At 66.3% G+C, this 26,593-nt stretch carries 30 protein-coding genes, 1 tRNA gene and 2 pseudogenes; 17 read left to right on the top strand and 16 right to left on the bottom strand.

The window, feature by feature from the left end; all coding sequences use genetic code 11:
• Nucleotides 1-33 precede the first annotated feature (33 nt).
• Nucleotides 34-432, top strand: coding sequence for a hypothetical protein (locus ACIGKQ_RS19620; protein ID WP_235725155.1), 399 nt, complete (start codon nt 34-36; stop codon nt 430-432).
• A 27-nt stretch (nt 433-459) separates the two neighbouring features.
• Here the strand turns inward: ACIGKQ_RS19620 and ACIGKQ_RS19615 are convergent, their stop codons facing one another.
• Nucleotides 460-1,497, bottom strand: a complete 1,038-nt coding sequence (locus ACIGKQ_RS19615) for a LacI family DNA-binding transcriptional regulator (RefSeq protein WP_235725156.1) — start codon at nt 1,495-1,497, stop codon at nt 460-462.
• A gap of 96 nt (nt 1,498-1,593) precedes the next feature.
• Here ACIGKQ_RS19615 and ACIGKQ_RS19610 point away from each other — a divergent pair, with 96 nt between their 5' ends.
• From ACIGKQ_RS19610 to ACIGKQ_RS19595, 4 genes are read left to right on the top strand one after another with little or no spacing between them, the layout of a single operon-like run.
• The gene (locus ACIGKQ_RS19610; RefSeq protein WP_396574709.1) at nt 1,594-2,616 is read left to right on the top strand and encodes a Gfo/Idh/MocA family oxidoreductase; all 1,023 of its coding nucleotides are present in this window, start codon (nt 1,594-1,596) and stop codon (nt 2,614-2,616) included.
• A gap of 31 nt (nt 2,617-2,647) precedes the next feature.
• Nucleotides 2,648-3,553: a sugar phosphate isomerase/epimerase gene (locus ACIGKQ_RS19605; RefSeq protein WP_235725158.1), complete on the top strand. Its 906-nt coding sequence runs from the start codon at nt 2,648-2,650 to the stop codon at nt 3,551-3,553.
• Nucleotides 3,554-3,574: 21 nt separating this feature from the next.
• Nucleotides 3,575-4,450, top strand: coding sequence for a sugar phosphate isomerase/epimerase family protein (locus ACIGKQ_RS19600; RefSeq protein ID WP_235725159.1), 876 nt, complete (start codon nt 3,575-3,577; stop codon nt 4,448-4,450).
• Between the two features lie 40 nt (nt 4,451-4,490).
• Entirely contained in the window at nt 4,491-5,477 is a 987-nt protein-coding gene (locus ACIGKQ_RS19595) for a Gfo/Idh/MocA family protein (protein WP_235725160.1), read from the top strand.
• Nucleotides 5,478-5,663: 186 nt separating this feature from the next.
• Here ACIGKQ_RS19595 and ACIGKQ_RS19590 read toward each other — a convergent pair whose 3' ends face one another.
• Nucleotides 5,664-6,689: a LacI family DNA-binding transcriptional regulator gene (locus tag ACIGKQ_RS19590; protein WP_396574708.1), complete on the bottom strand. Its 1,026-nt coding sequence runs from the start codon at nt 6,687-6,689 to the stop codon at nt 5,664-5,666.
• A gap of 118 nt (nt 6,690-6,807) precedes the next feature.
• Between ACIGKQ_RS19590 and ACIGKQ_RS19585 the strand changes: the two genes are divergently transcribed.
• The 6 genes and pseudogenes from ACIGKQ_RS19585 (at nt 6,808) to ACIGKQ_RS19560 (ending at nt 12,151) form a co-directional block, all read left to right on the top strand.
• Nucleotides 6,808-8,223: a sugar porter family MFS transporter gene (locus ACIGKQ_RS19585; protein WP_235725162.1), complete on the top strand. Its 1,416-nt coding sequence runs from the start codon at nt 6,808-6,810 to the stop codon at nt 8,221-8,223.
• 108 nt (nt 8,224-8,331) lie between these two features.
• Nucleotides 8,332-9,153, top strand: a complete 822-nt coding sequence (locus ACIGKQ_RS19580) for a FadR/GntR family transcriptional regulator (protein WP_396574707.1) — start codon at nt 8,332-8,334, stop codon at nt 9,151-9,153.
• Between the two features lie 149 nt (nt 9,154-9,302).
• Nucleotides 9,303-9,461 (top strand): annotated as a pseudogene (locus ACIGKQ_RS19575) (flavin reductase); the annotation flags it as partial.
• 49 nt (nt 9,462-9,510) lie between these two features.
• Nucleotides 9,511-11,019, top strand: a pseudogene (locus ACIGKQ_RS19570) (primary-amine oxidase); the annotation flags it as partial.
• Nucleotides 11,009-11,485 (top strand): hypothetical protein, encoded by a 477-nt coding sequence (locus tag ACIGKQ_RS19565; protein ID WP_396574706.1) that lies wholly within the window; start codon nt 11,009-11,011, stop codon nt 11,483-11,485. The pseudogene ACIGKQ_RS19570 and the gene ACIGKQ_RS19565, both read left to right, overlap by 11 nt.
• A gap of 6 nt (nt 11,486-11,491) precedes the next feature.
• Nucleotides 11,492-12,151 (top strand): thymidine kinase, encoded by a 660-nt coding sequence (locus ACIGKQ_RS19560; protein ID WP_396574705.1) that lies wholly within the window; start codon nt 11,492-11,494, stop codon nt 12,149-12,151.
• Between the two features lie 27 nt (nt 12,152-12,178).
• Here ACIGKQ_RS19560 and ACIGKQ_RS19555 read toward each other — a convergent pair.
• Nucleotides 12,179-12,263, bottom strand: a tRNA-Leu gene (locus ACIGKQ_RS19555).
• Nucleotides 12,264-12,341: 78 nt separating this feature from the next.
• On the opposite strand from ACIGKQ_RS19555, the gene ACIGKQ_RS19550 reads away from it, so the two are divergent.
• The 3 genes from ACIGKQ_RS19550 to ACIGKQ_RS19540 all read left to right on the top strand — a co-directional run bounded on the left by ACIGKQ_RS19550 (nt 12,342) and on the right by ACIGKQ_RS19540 (nt 14,439).
• Nucleotides 12,342-12,779, top strand: a complete 438-nt coding sequence (locus tag ACIGKQ_RS19550) for a transcriptional regulator (protein WP_235725166.1) — start codon at nt 12,342-12,344, stop codon at nt 12,777-12,779.
• A complete protein-coding gene (locus ACIGKQ_RS19545) occupies nt 12,776-13,120 on the top strand; it encodes a DUF3817 domain-containing protein (RefSeq protein ID WP_235725167.1) in 345 nt (114 codons plus the stop codon). Before ACIGKQ_RS19550 ends, ACIGKQ_RS19545 begins: the two co-directional genes overlap by 4 nt.
• A gap of 179 nt (nt 13,121-13,299) precedes the next feature.
• Nucleotides 13,300-14,439: a glycosyltransferase gene (locus ACIGKQ_RS19540; protein ID WP_396574704.1), complete on the top strand. Its 1,140-nt coding sequence runs from the start codon at nt 13,300-13,302 to the stop codon at nt 14,437-14,439.
• On the opposite strand, the gene rdgB is transcribed toward ACIGKQ_RS19540, so the two are convergent.
• From rdgB to ACIGKQ_RS19500, 8 genes are all read right to left on the bottom strand, one after another.
• Nucleotides 14,419-15,033, bottom strand: coding sequence for an RdgB/HAM1 family non-canonical purine NTP pyrophosphatase (gene rdgB, locus ACIGKQ_RS19535; RefSeq protein ID WP_235725169.1), 615 nt, complete (start codon nt 15,031-15,033; stop codon nt 14,419-14,421). The two genes, ACIGKQ_RS19540 and rdgB, sit on opposite strands and share 21 nt — an antisense overlap.
• Entirely contained in the window at nt 15,033-15,788 is a 756-nt protein-coding gene (rph, locus tag ACIGKQ_RS19530; RefSeq protein WP_235725170.1) for a ribonuclease PH, read from the bottom strand. Before rph ends, rdgB begins: the two co-directional genes overlap by 1 nt.
• Before the next feature lie 51 nt (nt 15,789-15,839).
• Nucleotides 15,840-16,607, bottom strand: coding sequence for a cyclic nucleotide-degrading phosphodiesterase (locus ACIGKQ_RS19525; RefSeq protein ID WP_396574703.1), 768 nt, complete (start codon nt 16,605-16,607; stop codon nt 15,840-15,842).
• A 98-nt stretch (nt 16,608-16,705) separates the two neighbouring features.
• Complete coding sequence (gene murI, locus ACIGKQ_RS19520; RefSeq protein WP_328715876.1) at nt 16,706-17,506, bottom strand: glutamate racemase; 801 nt, start codon at nt 17,504-17,506, stop codon at nt 16,706-16,708.
• Entirely contained in the window at nt 17,503-18,141 is a 639-nt protein-coding gene (locus ACIGKQ_RS19515; protein WP_235725172.1) for a rhomboid family intramembrane serine protease, read from the bottom strand. The genes murI and ACIGKQ_RS19515 overlap by 4 nt, the downstream gene beginning before the upstream one ends.
• A 20-nt stretch (nt 18,142-18,161) precedes the next feature.
• Nucleotides 18,162-19,148 carry a PLP-dependent cysteine synthase family protein gene (locus ACIGKQ_RS19510; protein ID WP_235725173.1) on the bottom strand — a complete coding sequence of 329 codons (987 nt, stop codon included), beginning with the start codon at nt 19,146-19,148 and terminating at the stop codon, nt 18,162-18,164.
• Between the two features lie 3 nt (nt 19,149-19,151).
• Entirely contained in the window at nt 19,152-19,427 is a 276-nt protein-coding gene (locus ACIGKQ_RS19505) for a MoaD/ThiS family protein (protein ID WP_235725174.1), read from the bottom strand.
• Nucleotides 19,428-19,433: 6 nt separating this feature from the next.
• Complete coding sequence (locus ACIGKQ_RS19500) at nt 19,434-19,841, bottom strand: M67 family metallopeptidase (RefSeq protein ID WP_266061194.1); 408 nt, start codon at nt 19,839-19,841, stop codon at nt 19,434-19,436.
• Between the two features lie 161 nt (nt 19,842-20,002).
• On the opposite strand from ACIGKQ_RS19500, the gene tpx reads away from it, so the two are divergent.
• Entirely contained in the window at nt 20,003-20,503 is a 501-nt protein-coding gene (tpx, locus tag ACIGKQ_RS19495; RefSeq protein ID WP_235725175.1) for a thiol peroxidase, read from the top strand.
• A gap of 46 nt (nt 20,504-20,549) precedes the next feature.
• On the opposite strand, the gene ACIGKQ_RS19490 is transcribed toward tpx, so the two are convergent.
• The 5 genes from ACIGKQ_RS19490 to clpS form a co-directional block, all read right to left on the bottom strand.
• Nucleotides 20,550-21,791 carry an MFS transporter gene (locus ACIGKQ_RS19490; protein ID WP_235725176.1) on the bottom strand — a complete coding sequence of 414 codons (1,242 nt, stop codon included), beginning with the start codon at nt 21,789-21,791 and terminating at the stop codon, nt 20,550-20,552.
• The gene (locus ACIGKQ_RS19485) at nt 21,788-22,426 is read right to left on the bottom strand and encodes a GntR family transcriptional regulator (RefSeq protein WP_235725177.1); all 639 of its coding nucleotides are present in this window, start codon (nt 22,424-22,426) and stop codon (nt 21,788-21,790) included. The genes ACIGKQ_RS19490 and ACIGKQ_RS19485 overlap by 4 nt, the downstream gene beginning before the upstream one ends.
• Nucleotides 22,427-22,508: 82 nt before the next feature.
• Nucleotides 22,509-23,621: a P1 family peptidase gene (locus tag ACIGKQ_RS19480; protein WP_396574702.1), complete on the bottom strand. Its 1,113-nt coding sequence runs from the start codon at nt 23,619-23,621 to the stop codon at nt 22,509-22,511.
• Complete coding sequence (locus tag ACIGKQ_RS19475; RefSeq protein WP_235725179.1) at nt 23,618-24,193, bottom strand: DUF2017 domain-containing protein; 576 nt, start codon at nt 24,191-24,193, stop codon at nt 23,618-23,620. Before ACIGKQ_RS19475 ends, ACIGKQ_RS19480 begins: the two co-directional genes overlap by 4 nt.
• A 19-nt stretch (nt 24,194-24,212) precedes the next feature.
• Nucleotides 24,213-24,509, bottom strand: coding sequence for an ATP-dependent Clp protease adapter ClpS (gene clpS, locus ACIGKQ_RS19470; RefSeq protein ID WP_235725180.1), 297 nt, complete (start codon nt 24,507-24,509; stop codon nt 24,213-24,215).
• 158 nt (nt 24,510-24,667) lie between these two features.
• On the opposite strand from clpS, the gene ACIGKQ_RS19465 reads away from it, so the two are divergent.
• Together ACIGKQ_RS19465 and ACIGKQ_RS19460 are read left to right on the top strand one after the other, a co-directional pair.
• A complete protein-coding gene (locus tag ACIGKQ_RS19465) occupies nt 24,668-25,972 on the top strand; it encodes a nicotinate phosphoribosyltransferase (RefSeq protein ID WP_235725181.1) in 1,305 nt (434 codons plus the stop codon).
• 19 nt (nt 25,973-25,991) lie between these two features.
• On the top strand, nt 25,992-26,591 hold the full coding sequence (locus ACIGKQ_RS19460) for an isochorismatase family protein (protein WP_235725182.1): 600 nt from the start codon (nt 25,992-25,994) through the stop codon (nt 26,589-26,591).
• Nucleotides 26,592-26,593: the final 2 nt, after the last annotated feature.

Genomic DNA, 26,593 nt, shown 5'->3' with positions numbered 1-26,593 from the left:
TCACCCGAACACACTTTTGACCGGAAGGGCACCATGGCCTCCATTCTGCCGAGCAGTGAACCGACGTCGCGGCGAGCCGCACGACTGATTCTGGGCACCATCTTGACGACCGCCGGCATCGGCCATCTCACCTTCCAGCGCAAGGAGTTCCAGGCCCAAGTGCCAGACTTCGTGCCGTTGGACCCCGACCTGACCGTGGTCGGCTCCGGGGTCGCCGAGATCGCCCTCGGCGCCGGATTGATCGCACTGCCGAAGCATCGTCGGATGATCGGAACCGTCGCCGCCGCGTTCTTCGTGGCGGTGTTCCCCGGCAACATCCATCAGTACCGCAACAAGATCGATGCCTTCGGGCTGGACACCGATCGAAAGCGATTCATCCGCCTGTTCGGCCAGCCCGCGCTGGTTGCCGCCGCCTGGCACGCTCGCGGCTGACAATCGACGTCACGGCCGAGTCGCGATTCACCGCGGCTCGGCCGTGGTGCGTCGCACCACCAGTTGCGGTGTGTGCCGATATATCTGCTGCGGGGCGTCGAGCCTGCCCATCCGCCGCAGCAAGAACTTGGCCGCTTGCGCGCCGACCGTGAAGTTGCCATTGTCCACAGAGGTCAACGAAATGTGCCGCAGACTGGCCAATTGCGTGTCGTCGTAGCCGATCAACGACAGATCGCGCGGTATCGACAATCCGCGATCGTCGGCGGCCGACATCGCCCCCAGCGAGGCCATGTCGTTGAACGCCAGGATCGCCGACGGCGGCGACGACGAGTCGAGTAGGCGTACCGTTGCCGCATATCCCCCCTCCTCGGTGGTCCCGCCGTATTCCACCACGCACTCGTCGGCAGCACCCGCCGCGGCAATCGTCTCCTCGAAGCCTTCGCGGCGCAGCCGGCCGACCATTCCCGGCCCCTGGATGTGGCCCAGCCGGCGATGCCCCAGTGTCAGCAGGTGTTCGGTCGCCAGGCGCGCACCGACCCGATCGTCGTCGACTGCGATGTCGACGGTCGGCAGGTCGGGCTCCAGCGTGCCCGCCAGCACCACCGGGATCGATTGCGCCGCACGCTCCACGTCGACCCGCGCGTCGGTGGTGCCGACCACGACCAGCCCGTCGACCTGCCGCGACAGCAGCGTCTCCACGGTGTCGCGGCCGACTTGGTGGTCCAGACGACTGTCGACCAACAACGGCGCGATGTCGACGGCGTCGAAAGTCGTCGCGAGGCCCTCGAGAAGGCTCACGTACCAGGGGTTGCGCAGATCGTTGATGACCACGCCGACCGTGCCGCTGCGCGACTCCGACAGTCCGCGGGCGATGGTGTTGGGCCGGTACCCGAGTTCGGCCATCGCGTCGCGGACCCGCGCCCGCCGCTCCGCACTGACATTCGGCTCATCGCGCAGCACGCGTGACACCACTGACTTCGACACCCCCGCATGAGCGGCGACGTCCCGGATCGTCGCCGGTCGCCGGTTGCCGACGAGGTCGATCTCCGCTTCGTTCTCACTCACGATCGATCATCCTATTGCCTCCGTGATCCACACCACGTATCGTGACTGGGACCGGTCCCAGTCATGTCCCACAGCTGTCTCACACAGGAGTCCCAATTGGTACGCATCGCTCTCGTCGGCGCCGGCTTCATCGGTTCGGTGCATGCGCGGAACCTCGCCGAGCACCCCGAGGTGCGGTTTGTGGGTGTCGGAGACATCGATGCTGCCCGGGCTGGTGACCTCGCCGTCCGGATGGGAACTCACCGGCTCACCGACGCCGAGATCTACGACTCCGACCAGGTCGACGCGGTCCTGATCGCATCGTCGACCGATACCCACGCCGACCACCTGCGTCGCGCGGCCGTAGCGGGACTGCCCACCTTCTGCGAGAAGCCGATCGATCTGGATCTGGCACATGCAATCGACACCGTGGCGCGGGTGACCGCGTCCGGCGTGGCGACCATGGTGGACTTCAACCGACGATTCGATCGCGATCACAGCGAGTTGCACCGGTCGGTCCGTACCGGCGAGATCGGCGGAGTGGAGCTCGTCCAGTTGACCTCGCGCGGCCCGTCGCTTCCGCCACTGGACTACATCGCGACCTCCGGCGGTCAGATGCGCGATCAAACCGTGCACTTCTTCGACCTGGCCCGCTGGATCACCGGCGAGGACCCGATCGATGTGTTCGCTGCCGGGTCCGTGTTCACCGACCCGCGAATGGCCCAATTCGGCGACGTCGACACCTCGGTCGTCACGCTACGGATGCCCAGCGGCGCACTCGTGCAGATCGACAGTGCACGGCGAACGGGGTACGGCTACGACGAACGTATCGAGGTTCTCGGTTCGGATGGCATGATCGAATCCGGCTGCCGCCCAATCGGATCGGTATCCCGTTACGGGCCCGGCCGCATAGTCGGCGACGGGCTGCATGCCGGTTGGTTCGAGCGTGTCGCACCGACCTACCGCGCCGCACTCGATCATTTCCTCGCGGCCCTCACCACCGGCGCAGACATCGGCCCCACGCTCGGCGAGGCGCTCAAGGCGCAGGCCATCGCCGAGGCCGCCGCGCGCTCGCTGCGGACCGGCAACCGCGAAACCATCACCTACCCGGTGACGCCCAGCGCAGTCACCACGCACTGATCGACCCGACCCACCGAAGGGATACACCCACATGAGCAACATCGTCGTCGGCTCCGCACCGGATTCCTGGGGCGTCTGGTTTCCGGACGATCCGCAACAGACCCCGTACACCCGATTCCTCGACGAGGTCGCGGCATCGGGCTACGAGTGGATCGAGCTGGGCCCGTTCGGCTATCTGCCCACCGACCCGAAGCAACTGCTCGATGAACTCGGCGAGCGTGGACTGAAGCTGTCGGCCGGCACTGTCTTCGAGCACCTGCACCAGGACAATTCGTGGGACGCGGTATGGACCCAGATCGAGGACGTCGCCAAACTCACGGCGGCGGTCGGGGGCAAGCACGTCGTGGTGATCCCGGAGATGTGGCGCGATCCTGCGACCGGTGACGTCCTCGAGGACCGCGACCTGACCGAGGAGCAGTGGCGCAAGAAGACCGAGGGCATGGACGAACTCGGCAAGGCGATGTTCGAGAAGTACGGTGTGCGTGCGCAGTATCATCCGCACGCCGACAGTCACGTGGACACCGAGGAGAACATCTACCGCTTCCTCGAGAACACCGACGGTGAGTTCGTCAACCTCTGCCTCGACACCGGTCACGTGAGCTATTGCGGCGGTGATAATCTCGCCATCATCCGCAACCACCCCGAGCGGATCGGCTACCTGCACCTCAAGCAGGTAGACGAAACGGTACGCGCCAAGGTGGCCGCCGACGATCTGCCGTTCGGTGAGGCCGTGCGCCTGGGCGCGATGACCGAACCGCCACGTGGCATCCCGGAGATGCCGCCGCTGCTCGAGGCGGTCGCCGACCTCGACATCGACATCTTCGCCATCGTCGAGCAGGATATGTACCCCTGCTCCCCGGATGCTCCGTTGCCCATCGCCCAGCGGACCCAGAAGTACCTGGGTTCCTGCGGTGTCCCGGCCGTCCGCTTCCGCTGACCACGCTGAGGAGTTTCGACGATGAAGGTTGCACTCGACCCCACCCCGTTCCACCACAGCTATTCACTGCTCGAATTGCCCGGCGTCGTTGCCGATCTCGGCTACGAGTACCTGCAGTTGACGCCGCACGTGGACATGATCCCCTTCTTCAATCACCCCAAGGCCGACGACGCCCTGGTGGCGAAATTCCGCAAGGCCTGCGCCGACGCGGGCGTCGGCATCGCCTCGGTGCTGCCGGTGCTGCGCTGGTCGGGGCCCGACGAGGACGCCCGCGAGGCCGCAGTCCGCTACTGGAAACGGGCGATTCAGATCACCGTCGACCTCGGCGTCAACGTGATGAACACCGAGTTCTCCGGCCGCCCCGAGAAGCCCGAGGAGTCCGAACGGGCCTTCTTCCGGTCGATGGAAGAACTCGTGCCGATCATCGAGCGCGAAGGCATCGACGTCCGGATCGATCCGCACCCCGACGATTTCGTCGAGGACGGCCTGGCCGCCATCCGGATGATCCGCGGCATCAACTCGAAGAACTTCGGGCTGGTGTACGTCGCCTGCCACAGCTTCCACATGGGCGGGAACATGGCCGAGATCATGACCACCGCCGGTGACATGCTGCGTCTGGTGCATGTCGCCGACACCATGGATCATCATGCCTCTCATGGTCTTCGCTACATCACCAATCCGCCCGGAAATGCGGTGCGCGTACATCAGCACCTCAAGATCGGCGATGGCGACGTCAATTGGGACGAATTCTTCGGCACCTTGGGTGAGATCGGCTTCTACGATCGCGACGACACGGTCATGGTCTCGAGTGTGTTCGCGGAGAACGAGAATGCCCACGAGGTCTCGCGCTACCAGTTGTCCGCGATGACCGACTACGTCGCCAAGTACCGGGGCTGACGTGCTGACACGGTTGCCCGCACCTCGCACCCTCGATCCCATGACCGCCCCGGTACTACGTTGGGGTGTCATGGGTCCGGGGTGGATCGCGCAGCGCTTCGTCGAAGCCCTCATTGAGAACACCACCCAGCAGGTCGTCGCGGTCGGATCGCGTTCCGCCCAGCGCGCCGATGATTTCGCCAGGCGAATGGGGGTCGAGGCGGCTCACGGCTCGTACGAGTCGTTGCTTGCCGACCCGCTCGTCGAGATCGTCTATGTCAGCACCCCGCATCCACAGCACCATCGCTGCGCACTGGACGCGATTGCCGCAGGGAAGCACGTGCTGATCGAGAAGCCCTTGGGTATCAACGCCAGTCAGGCGCGCGAGGTGTTCACGGCCGCCCAGAACGCCGGCGTCTTCGCCGGTGAGGCGATGTGGACCCGCTTCCTACCCAAGTTCGACGCGCTCGGTCAGATCCTCGCCGACGGCCTGCTCGGCGAGATCCGCACGGTCGCCGCCGATCACGGCGAGTTCTTCACCACCGACCACCGCATCTACGACACCGCATTGGCAGGTGGACCGATGCTCGACCTCGGCACCTATCCGATCGCCTTCGCTTACTGGACGCTTGGTCACGTCGCTACCGTGTCGGCCATCGGTCAACCGGCGAACGACGAACTCAACGGCCAGGTCTCGGCGACGCTGGGACACGTCGGGGGCAGCCAGTCGTTGGTGCACACGACGATTCTGTCCAACACGCCGACGACGGCCTTCGTCGCCGGCGAGGACGCTTACCTGGAACTGCCTGGGCCGTTCTATCAGCCCGGGCCGTTCCGGCTCGTGCCGCGGACCGGCGACGTGCTCGTCCACGACGAGGAGCCGGGTACCCACACAGACGGGCTGCATTTCTCCGCGGTGGACGCTGCCCGACGGATCGCCGCGGGAGCAGCCGACTCCGAGGTCCACCCGGCTGCCGACGTGATCGAGACGCTCGATGTCATGGATCGCATCAGAGCGCAGGTCGGGATCCTGTTTCCTGGTGAATGATGTTGTGGTGGTGATGGTCTCGATACGGGATCTCGCCTAGCGGCTCGCCCCCTACTCGACCACCAGAATGCTCAACGGCTCCGTTCGCTGATCGAGAAGCGCCGCGAACTCCCGCTGATCGAGAAGCCCGCGAACTCCCGCTGATCGAGTAGCCCGCGAGCCGCCAGGCGAGCGTGCGTATCGAGATCACGCCCGAGGCGCAGCCGTCGTGCCGCGCACCCGCAACGACGGCTCGAGCACCACGTCATTTTTTGCCAGCTCCGCGCCGGTGAGCAGGTCGACGGCGAGTTCCACCGACTGCTCGGCAAGGCCCTGCGCGTCCTGATGGATCGTGGTGAGGTCAATACGGGGGTTGTCTGACAGTCGGCTGTCGTCGTAACCCATCAACGAGACCTCTCCGGGGATGTCGACACCGGCGCGGGTGAAGACGTCGAGCAGACCCAAGGCACATCGGTCGTTGCCGGCCAGTATCGCGGTGGGCAGGTGATCGCTGTCCAGGATCACTTGCGCTGCAACGGCCCCGGCCGCTTCGTTGTGCGCTCCCGACACGATGCGGATCTGGCCCTTGAGCCCACGGCGCCGCATCGATGATCGATACGCGGCCCGCCGGTCGTCGGACGCCGGGTCATTGCCGCCGTCGACATGCAGGATGTCGCGATGCCCGAGGTCAACCAGATAGTCGACGGCCAGCGCCACCCCCTCGGCGTCATCGGTGTGCACCGTCGCAACACGTTCGGTGACCACATCGTCGGGTAACCGCCGTCCGACCACCACCAATGGGGCACGCCCACCCAGCGCGACGAGCTCCGCCGGCGACGCCATCGGTCCGAGCAGGATCACCGCGCCACAGCGATGGTCCAGCAGCGTCTCGACTGCCAACGTCTCGTCGCGACCGGCGAGATTTGCGGTCAGCAGCACGTCGTAGCCGAGCTTCTCGGCCGCTGGATAGATGCCGCTGACCAGTTCGGCCTCGAACAACTGCGAGACATCCATCAGCACACCGAGTGTCCTACTCGTGCCGAGTGCCAGCAGACGCGCAGCGGCATCGGGACGGTATCCGAGCTCATCGGCGACCCGAAGGACGCGTTGCCGCGTGTCCTCACTGGCACCGGGTTTGCCGTCGAGCACGAACGACACCAGCGTCCGCGAGACCCCCGCCCGAGCTGCGACATCGGCCATCGTCGGACGACCGTTGCGGTTCTTGGCCGGCATTGCGCACTCCCTTCGATTGCACCGTGACGGTTGACACAGTGACCCAGATCTCACATGATAGTACTTACGCGCGTTACTAACGCGCGTTAGATGGTCCCCGACACACAGAGGTCCTCCCATGTCCGCTCCGACAGGTACTGCCGCCAACGGGCGTTTCCTGACCAAACTCACCGTCATCGCAACACTCGGCGGCCTCCTGTTCGGCTACGACACCGGAGTCATCTCCGGTGCCCTGCTCTACATGAAGGACGACCTCGCGCTGAACTCCTTCACCGAGGCCATCGTCGTGAGTTCGCTGTTGTTTCCGGGTGCGGCGTTCGGCGCACTGTTCGGCGGCCGTATCGCCGATCGCCTCGGCCGAAAAAGGACCTTGCTGGTATGTGGCGCCATCTTCCTGCTCGGCGCCCTCGGATGTGCGCTGGCACCCACGGTCACCGCAATGGTCGCCGCCCGTATCCTGCTGGGCTTCGGCGTCGGCGCAGCAGCAGTGACCTGCCCGCTCTACCTGGCCGAGATGGCCCCCGCCGACCGCCGCGGCCGGATGGTGACGATCAACGAGTTGATGATCGTCACCGGACAGATGCTCGCCTTCGCGACGAACGCACTGCTCGATCACGTCATCGACGACCCGCACGTGTGGCGGGTGATGCTCGCGGTGGCCGCCATCCCCGCCGTCGCCCTGCTGATCGGTATGCTCGCCCTGCCCGACTCCCCGCGCTGGTATGCCCTCAAGGGGCGAATGGATGACGCCCGAACAGTGCTCGGACGCAGCCGGACACCGGCTGAGGCCGCCGCCGAGTTCGACATCATCGTCGGGCACACCCACCACATGCTCTCCGCCAACCGCACCCCACTGTCGGTGATCCGGGACGTGCCATGGATTCGACGCATCGTGCTGATCGGCTGCGGCCTGGCGATCGTGCAGCAGGCCACCGGTATCAACACCGTCAACTACTACGCCCCGACCATCCTCGAACAGAGCGGACTGGGGGTCAGCGCAGCCTTGGTGGCGACGATTGCGGTGGGCGTCACCTCGGTGGTCACCACCATCATCGGGATCATCCTGCTCGGCTATATCGGTCGCCGCGCCATGCTGCTGACCGGTTTCGCCGGGGTCGCCGCCTCACAGGCCGCCCTGGCCGCGACATTCCTACTCCCCGAATCGACCACGCGCAGCTACGTGATCCTCGCGTGCATGGTGGCATTCGTGGCCTTCGTACAGATGTTCATCGGGACCTGCGTCTGGTTGCTGCTGTCTGAGATCTTCCCGCTCAGCGTCCGCGGATTCGCTATGGGGATCGCCGTTTTCGTGCTGTGGTGCACCAACGCGCTGATCTCCTTCGTGTTTCCGTTGCTCAACTCGGCCCTGGGCTCCACCGGCACATTTGCGCTGTTCGTCCTGGTCAACATCGCCTCGTGGCTCTTCGTCTTCCGCACCGTGCCGGAAACCAAGGGCACCACGCTCGAAGAGCTCGAAGAGCGACTTGAGGCCGACCACACGGACCGGTTCGCGAAGGTCACCGTCGCGGCCTGATCGAGCACACCTCGACCTGCACGAAACGATCATGATCGTTGGGTACCATCGGGCTGTTCGCCACCACCGGCGGACAGCCCGATACTCGCTACGCGCCAAGGATTGACGATGCCCGAGCCGCACGACCCCGAGACGTCGGGATCGCACGGCATGGGAACGCCTGACATACCCGCCCTGTCACCCGAGATCTGGCGACGCCCCGAGGGCCTGCCCGGTACTGTGCCCGTCGGCCACTCACGTGCCGAGCAGGCCGCCAACCAGATCGCCCGCGTGGCTGCCGGATTCAAGGCCGGTGAACGCATCGGCAGCAAGGACGAGATTCGCTCGATGTGCTCCGTGTCGGTCGGCACGGTCAACGAGGCGATCAAACTTGCCCAAGAACGCGGAGTGATCACCTCCCGGCCCGGACCCGGTGGCGGGATCTTCGCCGCCGACCCCTCCCCACTGTCACGCATGAACGGGTGGTTCCGAGACGCCGCCGGCGATCTGGCCGCGCTCGAGGAGTCCATTCAGATCCGCAACGCCCTGGCCCCCCTTCTCGTCGACGAGGTGCTCGCTACCATCACCGACGCCGACCAGGCGTCGTTGGAACTCCTGCTCACCCACGTCGATCGCACCCGCGAGGCCAGAGACATCGCCGGCTTCATCTGGGCCGTGTGGAATGTTCACGCCCGCTTCGCCGAACTCGGTCGTAGCCAACTACTCGACAGCCTCTACCTGAGCATCATGGACGTGGGCACCTCACACCTGCGCGCTCGCCTCGAGGCCGACAGCGACGGCGGTAACACCCACGTCACCGTCTACTTTGACGGACTCGCCGAGGTCGCCGCAGACTTCGTCCACGCTCTCGGCCGACGTGATGCCGACGCCGCGGTTGATGCCCTGCGCCGCACAGATCCCACGATGACGCTGCGTCCGCCGGCACGCTGACCCGCTGGCCCGCTGAACTGGAAAAACAGTCAACCGCTCGCCGGTGACGTGAAATAACCATGATTAATTTCGCGGAATCTATTGACAAGTGAGTCACGTCACCCGCACGCTGTGATCCAAGTAATTAATCATGTTTATTTGGAGGCGGCATGTTGGACCAGAAGTTCCGAGATCTGATGGCCGGGGTGTGCGCACCTGTCAGTGTGGTCACCACCGCCGACATCGAAGGCCCGCACGGTGCGACCGTCAGCTCGCTCGCATCGCTGTCGCTACGACCGGCCCTCGTCTCGATCGCGCTGGACCGGCAATCCGCACTACTGTCTCGAAGCCTGCGCAGCAGGTCGCCACCACCACTCGGTTCGTGTACGTCCGTTGTCGGCAGGCACCTACGACAATCCCAACGAGGCCGGCCGCCGCATCATCCGGTCCTTCGCCTTCGTGCAGGACCACGAGAAGGATCTGCCGTGGGCGCACCCCGTCGACGGGTTGTGCGCTTACGTCGACATCATCAACCGCGAGATCGTCGACCTCGTCGACTACCGGATCTTCGACGTGCCCGCCGAGTCGGGCAACTTCGACACCCCCGAGGTCGCCGGTCCGCCGATGGAGGGGCTCAAGCCGATCGAGATCACCCAACCCGAGGGCCCCAGCTTCACCGTCGACGGTGAGCACATCGAGTGGACCAACTGGAGCCTCGACATCTCCTACGATCAGCGCGAGGGCCTGATCCTACGCAAGCTCACCTACCAGGGGCGCGACGTGAGGTATTGCGCGTCCATCAACGAGATGGTGGTGCCCTACGGTGACCCGTCGCCGAACCGGTATTGGCAGAACTACTTCGACACCGGCGAATACGTCTTCGGCCCCTACGCAAACGAATTGACTCTGGGCTGCGACTGCCTCGGAGAGATCTACTACTTCGACGCCACCCTGGCCGACGAGCAGGGCAGCCCACGCACCATCTCCAACGCAGTCTGCATGCACGAGGAGGACTACGGCACCCTCTGGAAGCACACCGACATCTTCACCGGGATGAGCGAGGTACGCCGGCAACGACGCCTGGTGATCAGCTTCTTCACCACAGTCGGCAACTACGACTACGGCTTCTACTGGTACCTCTACCTCGACGGCACCATCGAACTCGAGGCCAAGCTCACCGGCATCGCGTTCACCGCCGCCTACCCGGAGGAGGGCTCGGACTACCAGAGCCTGGTGGCACCCGGATTGGGACTTCCGTACCACCAGCATCTGTTCAGTGCCCGGCTGGACATGGCGGTGGACGGTGTGCGCAACGCCGTCGAGGAGGTCGAGGCGGCGAGAGTGCCCATGGGCGAGGGTAATCCGTGGGGCAACGCGTTCACCGTCGCCAAGACCCGGATCGGGTCGGAGGCCGACGGTGCCCGCGATGCCAACGCGGCCACCGGCCGGACCTGGCACATTCTCAACACCGAGAAGACCGGCCGAATGGGCCATCATCCCGCCTATGCGTTGCACGCCGAGCAGACCCCGACCCTGCTGGCCGACCCCGCATCGTCGATCGCCGGGCGCGCCGCATTCACCACCAAACAGCTGTGGGTGACTCGCTATGACGCCAAGGAGCGTTATGCGGCAGGCGATTTCGTCAATGAGAGTGCTATGGGTGGCGGCCTACCCGCTTATCAGTCGGCCGACCGTTCCCTCGACGGTGGGGACATCGTCGTGTGGCACACCTTCGGTCTGACCCACTTCCCGCGTACCGAGGACTGGCCGATCATGCCGACCGACTACGCCGGTTTCACGCTCAAGCCCTACAACTTCAGCGACGCGAGCCCGGTGATGAACGTTCCGCCGACCACCGCCAAGCACTGCCATGGTCATGGCAGCTGACCTCGTGGCCGTCGGTCACGCCGCACCCGTTGTCCGCGCCACCCGCGGTCCGCGGATCGCCGGCGTGATGGCCCTGCTGATGGCGCTCGTCTCCGCGGGCGCACATCTGAGCGCACTCGGCCATCTCCGACCGCTCGCCGACGTGCTCTCGGTGGCCATGACCATCGCTTGCGTGGCCTGCGGTGTGCATCTGGTGCGGACACCGTCGGCACGGGCATGGGCGACCACGGCGGTGATGGCGACGGCGATGGTAGCCATCCATCTCACTGCGATGGGCGGGTCGGGTTCGGCGGGGGTGCACCAACATCACCACGGCATGGCCACCGCGGTCCCCGACGCGATGGGCGAGGACACGGGCACAATGGCTGGCTCGCAGATGACAGTGCTCATGGCGACGACCGCAGCGGAGTTGGTGTTCGCGCTGGGCGCGCTGTGGTTCGTCACCCGGTCGCGAGTGCAGCACTGACCGTTGATGGACCAGATCGATGATGCCGCGCACGCCGGCGGTGTGTGCGGCATCATCGTGTCGATGACGGCGAGTGACGCGGAGCTGATCTTCTATCACGGGCCGATGGGCGCCGGGAAGTCCACTTTCGCCTTGCAGACCCACTTCAATCAGGGGCAGCAGGGACGATCGGGGCTACTGCTGACCATGATGGACCGCAGCGCGGAACCGGTGGTGACCAGTCGCATCGGCCTGCGCGCGCAGGCTCTGGCACTCGGGGCCGATGACGACGTGTACGCCATCGTCACCGATCGGCACCTCCACGACCCACTCGACTACCTCGTGTGCGACGAAGCCCAGTTCCTGACGCCCGAGCAGGTGGAGCAGCTGGCGCGGGTCGTCGACGACTGCGGCGTCGACGCGTTCGCCTTCGGCTTGCTCACCGACTTCCGGTCGATACTGTTCTCCGGTTCGGCTCGTCTCGTCGAGATCGCCGACGAGGTGCATCGGATGCAGGCGATCGTGCTGTGCTGGTGCGGGCGGCCGGCGTTTCTGAACGCGCGCATCGTCGACGGACAGGTTGCCCGCACGGGAGAGGTGGTCGCGGTCGGCGACACCGGCGACGGACCGGTCATGTACCGAGCGCTCTGCCGTCGACACCATGTGGCGGGACGCACGAAACCCTGAGGCCGCATCGTCGGGGGCGACGACCGGTGGTGCGCGAGGGGGGACTTGAACCCCCACGTCCTAAGACACTGGAACCTAAATCCAGCGCGTCTGCCAATTCCGCCACTCGCGCGTGTCGCCGGCCACACCGGCGCCCGAGACAGCCTACCGCCCGTGGGCCGATCAGTGCTGGCCAGGTACCGTCGATGGTATGTCATCTGGTTCCGCCACCCCCGGACGTCGACATCGTCCGGCGCTCATCGCGCTGGTGGTCGTTGCCGCCACCGCGTGCCTGGCGCTCGCGTGGTGGCAGTGGGATCGCTACGAGTCGTCGTCGGGCACGGCGCAAAACCTCGGCTATGCGTTGCAGTGGCCCGCCTTCGCCGTAGCCGTGCTGTGGGCGTACCGACGCTTCGTGGTGCTGGAGGGCGACCCCGACGAACAACGCAAGGCGGCCAACGAGGCGAGCGGACCCACCGAGATCCCGGCGGGAATCCTGCCGGACCGGCCCTCGACTCCGAGCGCGTCGTCGCTGACCGGCGCATCGTCGGCGGACGACGACTCCTCGCTGGCCGAATACAACAGCTATCTGGCCGACCTGGACAGGTCCGACACATCCCACAAGAGCAGTGAGGAACACCTGAGGTGACCGAGACGACCGACCCCACCACCGGAACGCCCGTGGCCAAAGTTCGTGGTGCGCTGCTGCGCTACCGCGTGCTGGCCTGGATCACCGGTCTGTGGTTGCTGCTGCTGGTCGCCGAACTGGTGCTCAAGTACGGCTTCGACGTCGACGCACTGGACTTCGTTCCGATCGTGCACGGCTGGGTCTACTTCGTCTACCTCATCTTCACCATCGACCTCGCCATCAAGGTGCGGTGGCCGCTCGGCAAGATCATCCTCACCTGTATCGCGGGCACCATCCCGTTCCTGTCCTTCTGGTTTGAACACGTCCGGACCAAGGAAGTGAAGACCCAGTACGGGTTGTGACGTTCTCGCGCGTGCGATTCCCTTTCGCGCGCGCAACGTAACGCGCGTGTGATCAGCCGGCGCGCGCGAGCTCGTCGGCGCCTCCGATGGACCGGAGTCGCCAGAGCTTCACCAGGTGATCGCCATCGCGTGACCCCGTCGTCGTCGTGCGTTCACGCGCTGCGGACAACACTGAGCGCGTGCGCATCGTGCAGTTGGCCAACTTCTACGGCACCCGATCCGGTGGACTCCGCACGGCGGTCGATCGTTGGGGCGCCGGCTACGTGGCCGCCGGCCACGAGGTCGTATTGGTGGTGCCCGGGGCTCACGACGGCGCCGAGACCCTCGCCAGCGGCGTGCATCGGGTGTCGGTGCGTGCGCCGCGGCTCCCGATGTCGGGCGGGTACCGGGTGGCACCTCCCGGCCGGGTCGCCGACATTCTGCGGCACATGCGCCCCGACGCCCTCGAGGTGTCGGATCGCCTGACGTTGCGGGGCTTCGGGCAGTGGGCACGCACGCGTGACGTCCACTCGACGATGGTGTCGCACGAACGCCTGGATCGACTTTTCGGGATGGTGCTGCCCCGTGCCGCGGCCCGGTCGATGGCCGACGAGGCCAACCGACGCACCGCCCGCTCCTTCGATGCCGTGGTGTGTACCACTGACTTCGCCGCGGCGGAATTCGGGAGGATCGGCGCCACCAATGTCCGACATGCTCCACTGGGCGTAGACCTCGACGTATTCGATCCGCGCCATGCCGACCCCAATGTCGGCGCGCGCTACGCCGACGACACCACCACACTCATCACCCATTGCGGACGGCTGTCGCCGGAGAAACGCGCCGACCGCAGCATCGCAGCGATCGCCGAACTCCACTCCGCACGGCGCCGGGTGCATCTGGTCGTGGCCGGTGACGGGCCGCGCCGTCCCTCGCTCGAACGCGCCGCCCGGGGCCTGCCGGTGACCTTCCTCGGTCACGTCGCCGATCGTCGGCAGGTCGCCGCCCTGCTGGCGACCACCGAGATCTCCTTGGCACCGGGCCCCCACGAGACCTTCTGTCTCTCGGCGTTGGAGTCGTTGGCGTCGGGCACACCCGTCGTCGCGTCACGCTCGTCCGCCGTTGCCGGCCTGGTGGATCCCACGTGCGGTGCGCTGGCCCACAACACCCCCGCCGGATTCGCCGCCGCCATCGAACAGGTCCTCGAACTACCCCGACCGGAACGGGAGTGGGCGGCCCGCCGACGCGCGAGCGGCTTTCGCTGGCCGGATTCGGTCGCCAGGATGCTTGCCGTACATCACGGCGCCGACGACGGGCCGATCTCAGCCGGCCAGCGACCGTAGGACGGGCACCAACTGCGCCAACGCTTTTCCGCGGTGGCTCAACGAGTCTTTCTCGGCGGCCGACAATTCCGCCGACGACCGGCCGGCGGCCACGTCATCATCGGGCACGAACAACGGGTCGTATCCGAAACCGTTGTCGCCCCGCGGCGCCCGCAACAGGGTGCCGCGCCATTCGCCGCGGACCACGGTCTGTTCGCCGGACGGGGTCACCAACGCACATGCCGACACAAAGGCGGCGCCACGACGCTCGTCGGGCACGTCGCCGATCTGAGCCAGCAACAGATCGTTGTTGGCCCGATCATCACCATGGCGACCACTCCATCGTGCCGACAGCACCCCCGGCATACCGTTGAGTGCGTCCACGGACAATCCCGAATCATCTGCCAGACAGGTCATTCCGGTCGCGCGCGCACCAGCGACGGCTTTGATCAGCGCGTTGTCCTCGAAGGTCGCGCCGGTTTCCGGTTCCTCCGGGTACTCGGCGACCGCATCGAGTCCGATTACGTCGACACCGGTGATACCGGCACCGTCAAGGACGCGGCGCAGTTCGGCGAGCTTCTTGGCGTTTCGGCTCGCGACCAGCACTGTCGACATCAGGACGGGCTGGGCAAGGTGCCCGGATAGGGCTCGGCCAGCACCTCGCGCTGCGCCTCGAAGAGCTTGTCGGTGCCCACCATCGCGATGTCGAGCAGTTTGTCGAGGGTGGCGCGCGGGAAGGTGGCGCCCTCACCGGTGCCCTGCACCTCCACGAGCGTGCCGGCGTCGGTGGCGACCACGTTCATATCGACCTCGGCGCGGGAGTCCTCCTCGTACGGCAGGTCGAGACGGACCCGGCCGTCCACCACGCCGACGCTCACCGCGGCGATCATGCACGACAACGGCTGCGGGTCCTTCAGTCGCCCGGCCGCCTTCAGATAGGTGACGGCATCGGCGAGCGCGACGTAGGCGCCGGTGATCGCCGCGGTTCGGGTTCCGCCGTCGGCCTGCAGCACATCGCAGTCGATGGCGATCGTGTTCTCTCCGAGGGCGGCCAGGTCGATGCACGCTCGCAGCGAGCGCCCCACCAGCCGACTGATCTCGTGGGTGCGGCCACCCACCTTCCCCTTCACCGACTCGCGACTGGAGCGCTCATGAGTCGACGACGGCAACATCGCGTATTCGGCGGTCAGCCAGCCCAATCCAGAACCGCGCCGCCAGGGCGGCACGCCCTCGGTGACGCTGGCCGTACACATCACCCGGGTGTCGCCGAATTCGACCAGCACCGACCCCGCCGGATGCGAGGTGAACCCGCGGGTGAAGGTGATCGGTCGCAGTTCGTCGTCGGCCCTGCCGTCAGCTCGTGTGGTCACGGATTCAACTGTAACGATCGGCCTCCCGCGCCGATCGAGGCGGGAGCGCGCTCACTCGACCAGGTCGAACACCTGTCCGGGCCGCACCAGGTCGACGGGCCCGGCGAAGGTCGACCTCGCCTCCGCGAGAATCTCCTCGGCATCAAACCAGGGCGCGAGGTGCGTCAACGCCAGGCTGCGAACACCGGCTTTCGTCGCGATCTGACCGGCTTCATACCCGGACAGGTGCAGGTTCGGTGGCCGCTCGTCGGGTGCATGTGTCCAGGTGGCCTCACACAGGAACACGTCGGCTCCCTCGGCGACCTCCACCACCTCGTCACACATCCCGGTATCGCCGCTGAAGGCCACCACTTGCCCCTGCGGCCCGGTCACCCGCAGCCCGTAGGTCTCGGGTGGATGGTTCACCCGGACGGGGGTGACCGTGAGACCGTGAAGCTCCACATCGACGCGGTCCTGCCACTCCACCGCGTCGAAGGTGTCGGAGATGTCGTCGACCTCGCCGGCGACCTCGGCCGACGCCGCCCCCACGCGCACCGCGGTGCTCGACGGCCCGTACAGGCGAGCCCGGTTGCCGGCCGGATTCGGCGCGTACCGACGCCACACCAGCATGGCCGGCAGATCCAGACAATGGTCGGCGTGCAGATGACTGAGCATGACGTCGACGTCGACGGGATCGACGCGGCTCTGCAGTTCACCGAGGACCCCGGGTCCGCAGTCCATCAGGACCGGTCGTTGTCCATCCACCGCGACGAGGTATCCCGAGCAGGCGCTCCCGGGCCCGCCCACACTTCCGGAACAGCCGAGGACGGTGAGACGCATACGCCCTACTGTGCCACGCCGCGGCGCCGCGATGTCCGGCTACGGGGTCACGAGTGTCCAACGATGGTCTGGGCGCGAGCTGAGAATCTGCTCACGAATTACAGGTGTTGCACCTGTCCGATCGTGGGACCGAGGAAGCGGGTCGACAGGCGGGCGAAGAACTCCGGGTCGCCGGTAGCCCGGAACTCACGTACCGCATCGCGATCGCCGTGCGGGTGCAGCAGATCGAGCTCGGTGAGTACCCGGAAGAGGTCTTTGGCGGTCTCCTCGGCGCTGGACACCAGGGTCACCTGATCGCCCATCGCGAGTTGGATCACCCCTGACAACAGTGGGTAGTGGGTGCACCCGAGTACCACGGTGTCCACGTCGGCCTGCTGCAGCGGTTCGAGGTAGCCCTGCGCCAAACCGAGGATCTGGCGCCCGCTGGTGATCCCGCGCTCCACGAAGTCGACAAAACGCGGACACGCCACGGCGCTGATCTCCGCGTCGCGGGCCGCGGCGAACGAATCCTGGTACGCACGCGAGGCGATCGTTGCCTGCGTCCCGATCACGCCGATGCGTCCCGTCTTGGTGGCCACCACCGCACGCCGCACCGCCGGCAGAACCACCTCGACGACCGGAATCGGCGCGTAGCGTTCGCGGGCATCGCGCAGACAGGCGGCCGAGGCGGTGTTGCACGCGATGACAATCGCTTTCACCCCCCGTTCGGCCAGGTCATCGCCGATCGCCAGGGCGTGCCGCCGGATGTCGGGGATCGCCAACGGGCCGTAGGGACCGTTGGCGGTGTCACCGATGTAGACGACGTCCTCGTCGGGCAGGAGGTCGATGATGGCGCGGGCCACCGTCAGACCACCCACACCGGAGTCGAAGATGCCGATGGGGGCCTGTTGTGCCGTTATGAGCGCACCCCCGGGAACTGCTGGGGCGCAGACTTCTTGGCCTTGCGACGGTCTCTGTCGGCGAGGTACCAGGCGGCCAGGATGCCACCGATGGCACCGAACAGATGCCCCTGCCACGACACGGTCGGATTCGTCGGGAGCACTCCCCACAGAATCGAGCCGTAGATGAGGAACAACACCACCCCGCCGAGAATCTGCCAGATGTCGCGGTTGAACAACCCGCGCACCAGCAGGTAGGTCAGCCAGCCGAAGATGATCCCGGAGGCACCCACGGTGACCGTGTACGGCGGCGCGAACAGCCAGACACCCAGACCCGACACCAACCAGACGATGGCAGTGACGATGACGAACCGCCGCGTCATCAGCAGCAGAAAGCCCAACACCAGTCCCGGCACCAGATTGGCGAACAGGTGAGCCCAGTCGTCGTGCAGGAACGGCGCCCACAGGATGCCGTCGAGCCCGTCGACCTGACGCGGGACGATACCCGCCTGGTCGAGATCGTAATTGGTGGCCGCGTCAATCCCCTCGATCACGAACATCAGTGCGGTGATCGCGGCCATGATGATCACCGACCGCTGCCAGAGCGGGCGGTCGCCCGTGGTGGCTGTGCCAGGCGACGCGGGATTGACGGTCATGGCTCTTCCTGTCGGTGCGATCACGCCCAGAGCTGGCCTTCGAGGGCCTGCTCTGCTTGTTCCAGGCTACCTTCGTACGCCCCGGTCGACAGATACTTCCATCCCGCGTCCGGGATCACCAGCCCGATGTCGGCGCGCTGACCGTTCTTCATCGCCTTGCGGCCGATGCCGCGCGCGGCCTGCAGGATGGCTCCGGTCGAAATCCCGGCGAAGATGCCCTCGGTGTCGATCAGTTCACGCACCCGGGCCACGGCGTCGACCCCCTGCACCGAGAAGCGGCGGGTGAGCACTGCGTCGTCGTAGAGCTCGGGCACGAAGCCCTCGTCGATGTTGCGCAGGCCGTACACCTCGTCGCCGTAGCGGGGCTCGGCCGCGACGATCTCGATGTCGGGGTTCTGCTCACGCAAGTAGCGACCCACGCCCATCAGGGTTCCGGTGGTCCCGAGGCCCGCCACGAAGTGGGTGATCTCGGGCAGATCCGTGTACAGCTCGGGGCCGGTGCCCTCATAGTGGGCAAGCATGTTGGCCGCGTTGCCGTACTGATAGAGCATCACCCAGTCGGGGTGTTCGGCGGCCAGTTGCTTGGCCATGGCGACGGCGGTGTTGGAGCCACCCGCCGCCGGCGACGAGATGACCTGCGCGCCGAACATCGTCAACAGCGATCGGCGTTCTTCCGAGGTGTTCTCGGGCATGACACAGATCAGCTGATAGCCCTTGAGTTTGGCGGCCATCGCCAACGAGATCCCGGTGTTGCCGCTGGTGGGCTCCAAGATGATGGAGCCGGGCGACAACAAACCGTCCCGTTCGGCCTGCTCGATCATCCGCAAGGCGGGGCGGTCCTTGATAGAGCCGGTCGGATTGCGGTCCTCGAGTTTCGCCCATAGCCGCACGTGCGGACCGCCGTCGGGATCACTCGGGTCCGATGCGTCCCACCGTGGTGACAGTCTCCGCAGACCGATCAGCGGGGTGTGCCCGACCGAATCGATAAGTGAGTTGTAGCGCGCCACGGCCTACTGGCCGCCGGCGACGGCGGGCAGAATCGTGACGTCGTCGCCGTCGTCGATCGCGGTGCCGAGACCTCCGGAGAACCGCACGTCCTCGTCGTTGACGTACACGTTGACGAATCGGTGCAGCTTGCCGTCGGCGACCAGGCGTTCCTTGATGCCCGGGTTGGCCGACTCGAGGTTGTCGATGACCTCCGACAGTGTCGAACCGTTCGCCTCGACACGCTTCTCACCTCCGGTGTGGGTGCGCAAGATGGTCGGGATGGACACGGTTACGGCCATGGTGGCTCAGCTCCTGATCTCGATCGGTTCTTCGGTCACCACGCCATCGACGATGCGATAGCTGCGGATTTCCGCGTTCTCGGCGTCCCGCGTGGACACCAGCACATAGTGGGCGTTGGGTTCGCTCGCATACGAGATGTCGGTGCGACTCGGATAGGCCTCGGTAGCGGTGTGCGAGTGATAGATCACCACGGGCTCCTCGTCGAGCCGGTCCATCTCTCGCCAGACCTTGAGTTGCTCGGCAGAGTCGAAGCGGTAGAACGTCGGTGACCGCTCCGCGTTGATCATCGCGATGAACCGCTCCGGCTGATCCGAACCCTCCCGACCCGCGATCACACCGCAGGCCTCATCAGGATGGTCGGCACGCGCATGCGCGACCATCGCATCAACCAGTTCCTGGCTGATCGTCAACACTCGTGGTCCTCCTGCTCCACCGCTGTCGGTCACCGCTTTGGGGTGCGGTTGCACGGTCAACGACAACGTCGCCGCCGACCACGCTATTCCCCGCCGACCGGCCGGGTATACGGACCCGGCGGCTCGACGAGCTTCGTCCACAATTTGGCACACTGGTCTCCATGGCACAGATCACATTGGGCGGCAACCCGATCAACACCGTCGGCGACCTGCCCACAGTCGGCTCACGCGCTCCGGAGTTCACCCTGACCGGCGGCGACCTGTCATCGCTGACGAGCGCCGACTTCGGGTCGCAACCAGTGGTCCTGAACATCTTCCCCTCCGTCGACACTCCGGTGTGCGCCGCGAGCGTGCGTACGTTCAATGAACGCGTCGGCGAGTCGGGGGCGGCTGTCGTGTGTGTCTCGAACGACCTGCCGTTCGCGCAGCAGCGATTCTGCGGCGCCGAGGGAATTGAGAACGTCACGGCAGCGTCCGCGTTCCGCGACACGTTCGGCGCCGACTACGGGGTGACCATCGCCGACGGACCGATGGCGGGGTTGTTGGCGCGTGCGATCGTGGTGATAGCCGACGGCATCGTCACCTATACCGAGTTGGTCCCCGAGATCGGCCAGGAGCCGGACTACGACTCCGCGCTGCGTGCGGTTCCCCAAGCACAATAGGCCCCCGCGTCCACCAAACGGAGGGGCAGAAACGCCGAAAGCCACTTCAGTCGCGCGACGGCAGATGTTTCCGGGAACCGTTCAGCACGACGGCGAACGACACCCCCAGCAACGCCGCGAGGATCAGCAACAACCCGATGGTGGTGAAGGGCGGCGTCAGGGCTGCGAGGATGGTCGGAGCCGCGAATCCGGTGTAAGCCACCGCATAGAACACCCCGGTCAGCTTCGCCATTTCGTGTGGTGGCGCGATCCGCTGCACCTCCATCAGCCCGGACACCAGGCCGATGCCGAAACCGCAGCCGAGTACCACACTGGCGGCCACGCCGACCAACAGATCCTCCGTGGAGACCGCGAGAATCATGGCCGCAAGCCCGCCGACCAGGGTCAGCAGCGCGACGATGAGTCCACGCGCACTCGAGTGTGAATCGATCCTGCGGGCCACCGGCTGGATGAGCGCGCCTGAGCTCAGCGCGATCACGCTCAGCAGTGTCGCGTAAGCCAGGCCCAAACCTCCTGCGGCATCGGCCAGGAGCACCGGCTGATACCCGTAGGACAGACCGCAGGCGATGAACAGCCACGGCCCACAGATCATCACCACACGAACGAACCGTCGATGACGCACGGACGTGACCCGCAGCCGGGCCAACAGCGGGGCCGGTGGCCCGGCGGTCACCGTCTCGGGCGGTCGCCGGAGCACCCACAGGAATGGAATGGTGACAATGATGTGGACCACGAACGGCAGGATCTGTGGGTAGGGGCCCCACTGTGCGATGCAGCCGGCGACGAGTGCCCCGAGGGCGGAGCCCAGTGTGAAGGCAAGCGACGCCCGACGCGCGCCCGCACCGGCGTCAACGCCGACGTCGTGCGGCGCCATCGAGAGTTCCTTGAGCCAGCTCGACCCGACCGTCATCGCCGTGCCCACCGCCATCCCTGCGAACAACCGTCCGAGGATGATCGGGACCTGCCCGTACTCGTCGAAGGCCAGCAAGAGGCTGCCCAACACGCCGAAGGCCACACCCGCGATCATCGACGGCCGCCGACCCTGATGATCGGAGACCGCCCCCGCAACGACCAGTGCCGGCGCCAGACCCGCAACGTACACAGCGAGAAAGAGGGTGACCGTGGCCGCCGAATAGTGTTCGACGTCGCGATACATCAGCAGCAGCGGGCTGAACTGGTTGCCCGACCACGCGCACACGAACAGCGCGCCGAAGACCAGCAGCCACGGACGAGTCGTCTTCGCATCCGAAGTGCCTGCCGACACCGAGATGTGTTCCCGCACAGTCACATCGCACCCCGATACCGAGCGAAATGCGCTGTGAGCAGCTCACGGTATCGCGACTGATCTCCGTCGAACAGCGCCTGGGCCAGCTGTATGTGGTCATCATGGGCCGCCGCCAGATTGGCCGGATCGACCGCCAGCAGTACATTGCGCAATCGCTGCTGGCGGCTTCGGAGCTGTTCGTAAAAGTGTACGGCGATGGGGTTTGCCGAGGCCGCCACGATGTGCGCATGGAACTCGTCGTCGGCGACAACGAAACCGGCGAGGTCCGATTGCGCGACACAACGCGCCTGTCGAGCAAGGTTGTCGCGGATCGCCGTCTGCTCGGAATCGCTCGGGCCCCCGGCTACGCAGACCTGCCCGGCCGCAGCACATTCCACGCCCTCGCGCATGGCCAACACATTCGAGACTTCCGCCGGATCGACCGGGGTCACCACTGCTCCCCGACGCGGGATCAACCTGAGCAGCTGCTCGGCGCCGAGCCTCAGAAAGGCCTCGTGCGTGGGGGTCCGGCTGATGCCGAGTTCGTGGGCGATCTCAACCTCGCTGAGCAGTTCGCCGCCGGACCACTCGCCGGTGACGATCCGGTCACGAACCGTCGAGTACGCCAGGTCGACGGCATTGAGGGCTTGCTTAGCCATGCGAAGCACCGTAGCACCATCTTGCATGCAAGCATGCATCCAAGCTCTCGGATCGAACTGCGGCGCTCGACCTCGCGACCGTTCAGCTCAGCGCCGACGGCAGTACCTCGACAAAGGAAGGAATTCCCGCCACTGACCGCGCACTGATCACCGCGTTGACGATCGCCCGCTGCACGACGATCGCGGCCACCCGACTCACCTCTGCCACCACCGCGACGTCGGGATTCATCCCCGCCGGAACCTCGGCGACCCGCTCGATCCGACGGTCACCGGTGGCGACGGCAAAGATCGTGTCGCCGTCCAGCGGTGAATGCGCCGGCACGATCGCTCTGGCCAGCCCGTCATGTCCGGCCATCGCGACGCGCTTCAACGAGGCCGAGTCCACCGCCGCGTCGGTCGCGACCACGCCGATCGTGGTGTTGAGCACGCTCTGTTTGGCCGCCAGTTCGGCGTGACGGCGAATCTCCGCAGACACCGGCGCGACCAGCCCGTGGTGAGCCGCGTCGGCGGCCGTCACCGACCACGGCAACCCGGTCGCCGGGTCGATCACCGCACCGACCGGATTGGCCACCATCAACGCACCCATGGTGACGCCGGCCGCCGGCCCGTGCTCGATGACGATCGACGCGGTCCCCACACCACCTTTGAGAGCACCCGCCCGCGCGCCCGCACCCGCGCCGACACTACCGACGGCCACCTCCGCCGACGCCGCCGACAGCGCCTCGCGACCGAACGCGGCATCGGGCCGGTGATCCCATGCCCCCACCGGAAGGTCGAAGACGACCGCGGCCGGGACGATCGGCACCACGTGGCCCGCGGTGTCCATCGCCAGTCCGCTGCCCGACTCCTCCAAACCGGCCATCACTCCGTCGGCAGCCGCCAGACCGTATGCGCTCCCGCCCGACAGCACGATGGCGTGCGCGGTCTGCACCGTGTTGACCGGGTCGAGCAGGTCTGTCTCGCGCGTACCGGGGCCGCCGCCGCGCACGTCGACCGCGCACGTCGCGGCGCACGAAGCGATCCGCACCACGGTGGTACCGGTGGCCCAGCCTCTACCCTCGACACCGTCGTCCGGCGAGGCGACCACCGCGTCGTCGTCGATCCGATATGCGTGACCGACCTCGATGCCGACGACATCGGTGATGCGGTTGCCGGCAGGCGCCAGAGTCTCGCCCGCGTGTGACGACCTGGTCACATCAATGCCTCGACCAGCAATTCCTGCATGACCGTGAGCCAGTGATACACGTCGAGGTGGGCGGCATGCGGATGTTCTGGCGGAAGTTGATCCGGCGTGTCCTCGGAAATGCCGAGCATCGCGCCCAACGCGAGCCGCACATCGTTGAGCGCGGTCAACCACTGCATCGCCTGCTCTTCGGTGAGCGCCAGATCGCCACCACCGCGCGGCAAGGTCTCGAGCACGACCTGCCCGGCAGTCAACTTGGCCTCGATGATGTGCGGCTCGTGCACACTGCGCAGCGCACTGTTGACGTCTCCGTTCACCACATCGGCCGACAGCTGCCGATCCTGGTCGGGCCGATGAAAGTCCGGTAGCAGCCGCCCCAGCGTGACGTCGGAGGGAGCTTCGGTGTGCCCGACCCGAATCCCGGTGATCTCCGACAACTCGTCGCGGGGTGCCGAGGCGTCGCGTTCGGTCAAGAGCTCCTGCATCGAGCCGATCATCGACACCAACAGTTCGACCTCATGAGGATCGAGTTGTGAGCAGATACGCAGCGACGAGCCGCGGCCCTTACGTTTCCAAGTTCGCACGTGGTTGCCGATTCCCCGCTCAGCTGTCCCGCTGCATCGTCGCCCACAGCCCGGCCGCGTGGAGTTTGCGGACGTCGCCTTCCACCTTGTCGCGCTCACCGGCCGACACCACGGCCTTCCCCTCGGTGTGAACCTGCATCATCAGCTGATTGGCGTGCGACTCCGAATAGCCGAAGACCTTCTGAAATACGAAGGTGACGTAGCGCATCAGATTGACCGGATCGTCCCAGACGATGGTGACCCACGGCCGATCGAGGGCCGCGGCGTTCTCCGCGACCTCCGGGTCCGCAACGGTGGCACCTCCGGGCCCACCCACGTCGCTTCGCTCGCTGCGACAACCCCCGTCGCTTCGCTCGCTGCGACAACCCCCGTCGCTTCGCTCGCTGTGGAATCTCCCGTCGCTTCGCTCGCCCTGGAAGGTAGCCTCGTGCGCACTAGTCTCGTCAGGCGCCATACGACATAGGGTAAGCGATTGTGACCGTCGACAACACCGCCCTGCTCACCGACCAGTACGAACTCACCATGGTCTCGGCAGCGCTTCGCCATCCGATGGCGCATCGGCCGTGCGTCTTCGAGGTCTTCGCGCGCCGACTGCCCGACGGTCGCCGCTACGGCGTCGTCGCCGGCACCGGCCGACTGCTCGAAGAACTGGCGCGGTTCCGCTTCGGTGAGGACGAATTGGCGGTGGTCAGCCGTTTTCTCGACGAGGACACCGTTCGCTGGCTGGCCGAGTATCGCTTCTCCGGAGACATCGACGGATACCGCGAGGGTGAGCTGTACTTCCCCGGCTCCCCCATCCTGACCGTGCGGACGACGTTCGCCGAAGGGGTGCTGCTGGAAACGCTGGTGCTGTCCATCCTCAACCACGACAGCGCGATCGCGTCGGCCGCCGCCAGGATGGTCAGCGCCTCGGCCGGCCGGCCGATCATCGAGATGGGTTCGCGCCGCACCCACGAACGTGCGGCGGTGTCGAGCGCACGCGCGGCCTATCTGGCCGGGGTGGCTGCCACCTCCAACCTCGAGGCCGCGCGCACCTATGGCGTCCCGAGCGCCGGCACGGCCGCGCATGCCTTCACGCTCGGGTTCACCGGGCCCGACGGACCGGACGAGAAAGCGGCGTTCGCCGCGCAGGTCGAGGCCCTCGGCGTCGGTACGACCCTGCTCGTCGACACCTACGACATCACCCAGGGCGTCCGCAACGCGATCGAAGTCGCGGGGACCGGCTTGGGCGCGGTGCGCATCGACTCCGGCGACCTGGGAGTGCTCGCGCGTCAGGTGCGTGAACAACTCGATTCGCTCGGCGCCCCCGACACCAAGATCGTGGTGTCCGGCGACCTCGACGAGTACGCCATCGCGTCGCTGCGCGCCGAACCCGTCGACACCTACGGGGTGGGCACGTCGTTGGTGACCGGCAGCGGCGCACCAACCGCTGGCATGATCTACAAGCTCGTCGAGGTGGACGGAATGCCGGTGGCCAAACGGGCCAGCCACAAAGAATCCAAAGGTGGCGCGAAACGCGCGGTGCGTGCCGCACGACCGTCCGGCACGATCGTCGAGGAGATCCTCTACCGCTCCGTCGACGAGCCGCCGTCGGTGGATGGATTATCGTTGCGGCCGTTGCAGATCCCGTTGGTGGCCAACGGCGAGGTGGTCGGCGCTCTGCCGACACTCGAAGACGGACGCACACACCTCGCGGATGCATTGGTGAGCCTGCCGTGGGAGGGTTTGGGCCTGTCGCACGGAGATCCAGCAGTGCCCACCCGCTACGTACTCGGCTAGGAAGGACACCCGCACAGTCATGGCAGAGCACGCCCCCAAAGACCACGCCCTGATCGTTGTCGACGTCCAGAACGACTTCTGCGAGGGCGGAGCGCTGGGCGTCAACGGCGGCGCGGCCGTAGCGCGCGCCATCACCCAGATCCTTGGCGATTACCGGACCGTGGTCGCCACCCGCGACTACCACATCGATCCCGGCGATCATTTCTCCGACAAACCCGACTACGTCGACTCCTGGCCACCGCACTGCCGGGTCGGTACCGATGGCGTTGCCTTCCATCCCGACTTCGACCACACCGTCGCACAGCAGGTTTTCGACAAGGGCCATTACACTGCCGCATACTCGGGCTTCGAGGGTGCCGACTCCGACGGCACCGCACTGGCCGATTGGCTGCGCAACCGACGCATCACCCACGTCGACATCGTCGGAATCGCCACCGACCATTGCGTTCGGGCGACCGCACTCGACGCGGTCCGCGAAGGTTTCGACACCCGAGTGCTGTTGAATTTCACCGCCGCCGTTGCCTCCGAAACCGCCGAGGAAGCGCTCAAACAGATGCGTTCGGCGGGTGTGGCACTCGACGGCGACCTGCTCTACGACGGTTCCTCCGGCATCGGATGACA

Source organism: Gordonia sp. NPDC062954, from assembly GCF_044543825.1.
Lineage (GTDB): Bacteria > Actinomycetota > Actinomycetes > Mycobacteriales > Mycobacteriaceae > Gordonia > Gordonia tangerina.
The sequence above is the reverse complement of the archived record's forward strand: the minus strand, read 5'-3'. Positions and strand labels throughout refer to the sequence as shown.

Bases quoted from the DNA above. Each gene is read 5' to 3' on its own strand.
- ACIGKQ_RS19505 (WP_235725174.1), bottom strand. From the start codon at position 19,427: ATGGCCGTAACCGTGTCCATCCCGACCATCTTGCGCACCCACACCGGA.
- ACIGKQ_RS19560 (WP_396574705.1), top strand. From the start codon at position 11,492: ATGGACCAGATCGATGATGCCGCGCACGCCGGCGGTGTGTGCGGCATC.
- ACIGKQ_RS19585 (WP_235725162.1), top strand. From the start codon at position 6,808: ATGTCCGCTCCGACAGGTACTGCCGCCAACGGGCGTTTCCTGACCAAA.
- tpx (WP_235725175.1), top strand. From the start codon at position 20,003: ATGGCACAGATCACATTGGGCGGCAACCCGATCAACACCGTCGGCGAC.
- ACIGKQ_RS19620 (WP_235725155.1), top strand. From the start codon at position 34: ATGGCCTCCATTCTGCCGAGCAGTGAACCGACGTCGCGGCGAGCCGCA.
- ACIGKQ_RS19580 (WP_396574707.1), top strand. From the start codon at position 8,332: ATGCCCGAGCCGCACGACCCCGAGACGTCGGGATCGCACGGCATGGGA.
- rdgB (WP_235725169.1), bottom strand. From the start codon at position 15,033: ATGTCGACAGTGCTGGTCGCGAGCCGAAACGCCAAGAAGCTCGCCGAA.
- ACIGKQ_RS19525 (WP_396574703.1), bottom strand. From the start codon at position 16,607: ATGCGTCTCACCGTCCTCGGCTGTTCCGGAAGTGTGGGCGGGCCCGGG.
- ACIGKQ_RS19485 (WP_235725177.1), bottom strand. From the start codon at position 22,426: ATGGCTAAGCAAGCCCTCAATGCCGTCGACCTGGCGTACTCGACGGTT.
- ACIGKQ_RS19590 (WP_396574708.1), bottom strand. From the start codon at position 6,689: ATGCCGGCCAAGAACCGCAACGGTCGTCCGACGATGGCCGATGTCGCA.
- ACIGKQ_RS19595 (WP_235725160.1), top strand. From the start codon at position 4,491: ATGACCGCCCCGGTACTACGTTGGGGTGTCATGGGTCCGGGGTGGATC.
- ACIGKQ_RS19600 (WP_235725159.1), top strand. From the start codon at position 3,575: ATGAAGGTTGCACTCGACCCCACCCCGTTCCACCACAGCTATTCACTG.
- ACIGKQ_RS19565 (WP_396574706.1), top strand. From the start codon at position 11,009: ATGGCAGCTGACCTCGTGGCCGTCGGTCACGCCGCACCCGTTGTCCGC.
- ACIGKQ_RS19550 (WP_235725166.1), top strand. From the start codon at position 12,342: ATGTCATCTGGTTCCGCCACCCCCGGACGTCGACATCGTCCGGCGCTC.
- ACIGKQ_RS19515 (WP_235725172.1), bottom strand. From the start codon at position 18,141: ATGACCGTCAATCCCGCGTCGCCTGGCACAGCCACCACGGGCGACCGC.
- ACIGKQ_RS19605 (WP_235725158.1), top strand. From the start codon at position 2,648: ATGAGCAACATCGTCGTCGGCTCCGCACCGGATTCCTGGGGCGTCTGG.
- ACIGKQ_RS19460 (WP_235725182.1), top strand. From the start codon at position 25,992: ATGGCAGAGCACGCCCCCAAAGACCACGCCCTGATCGTTGTCGACGTC.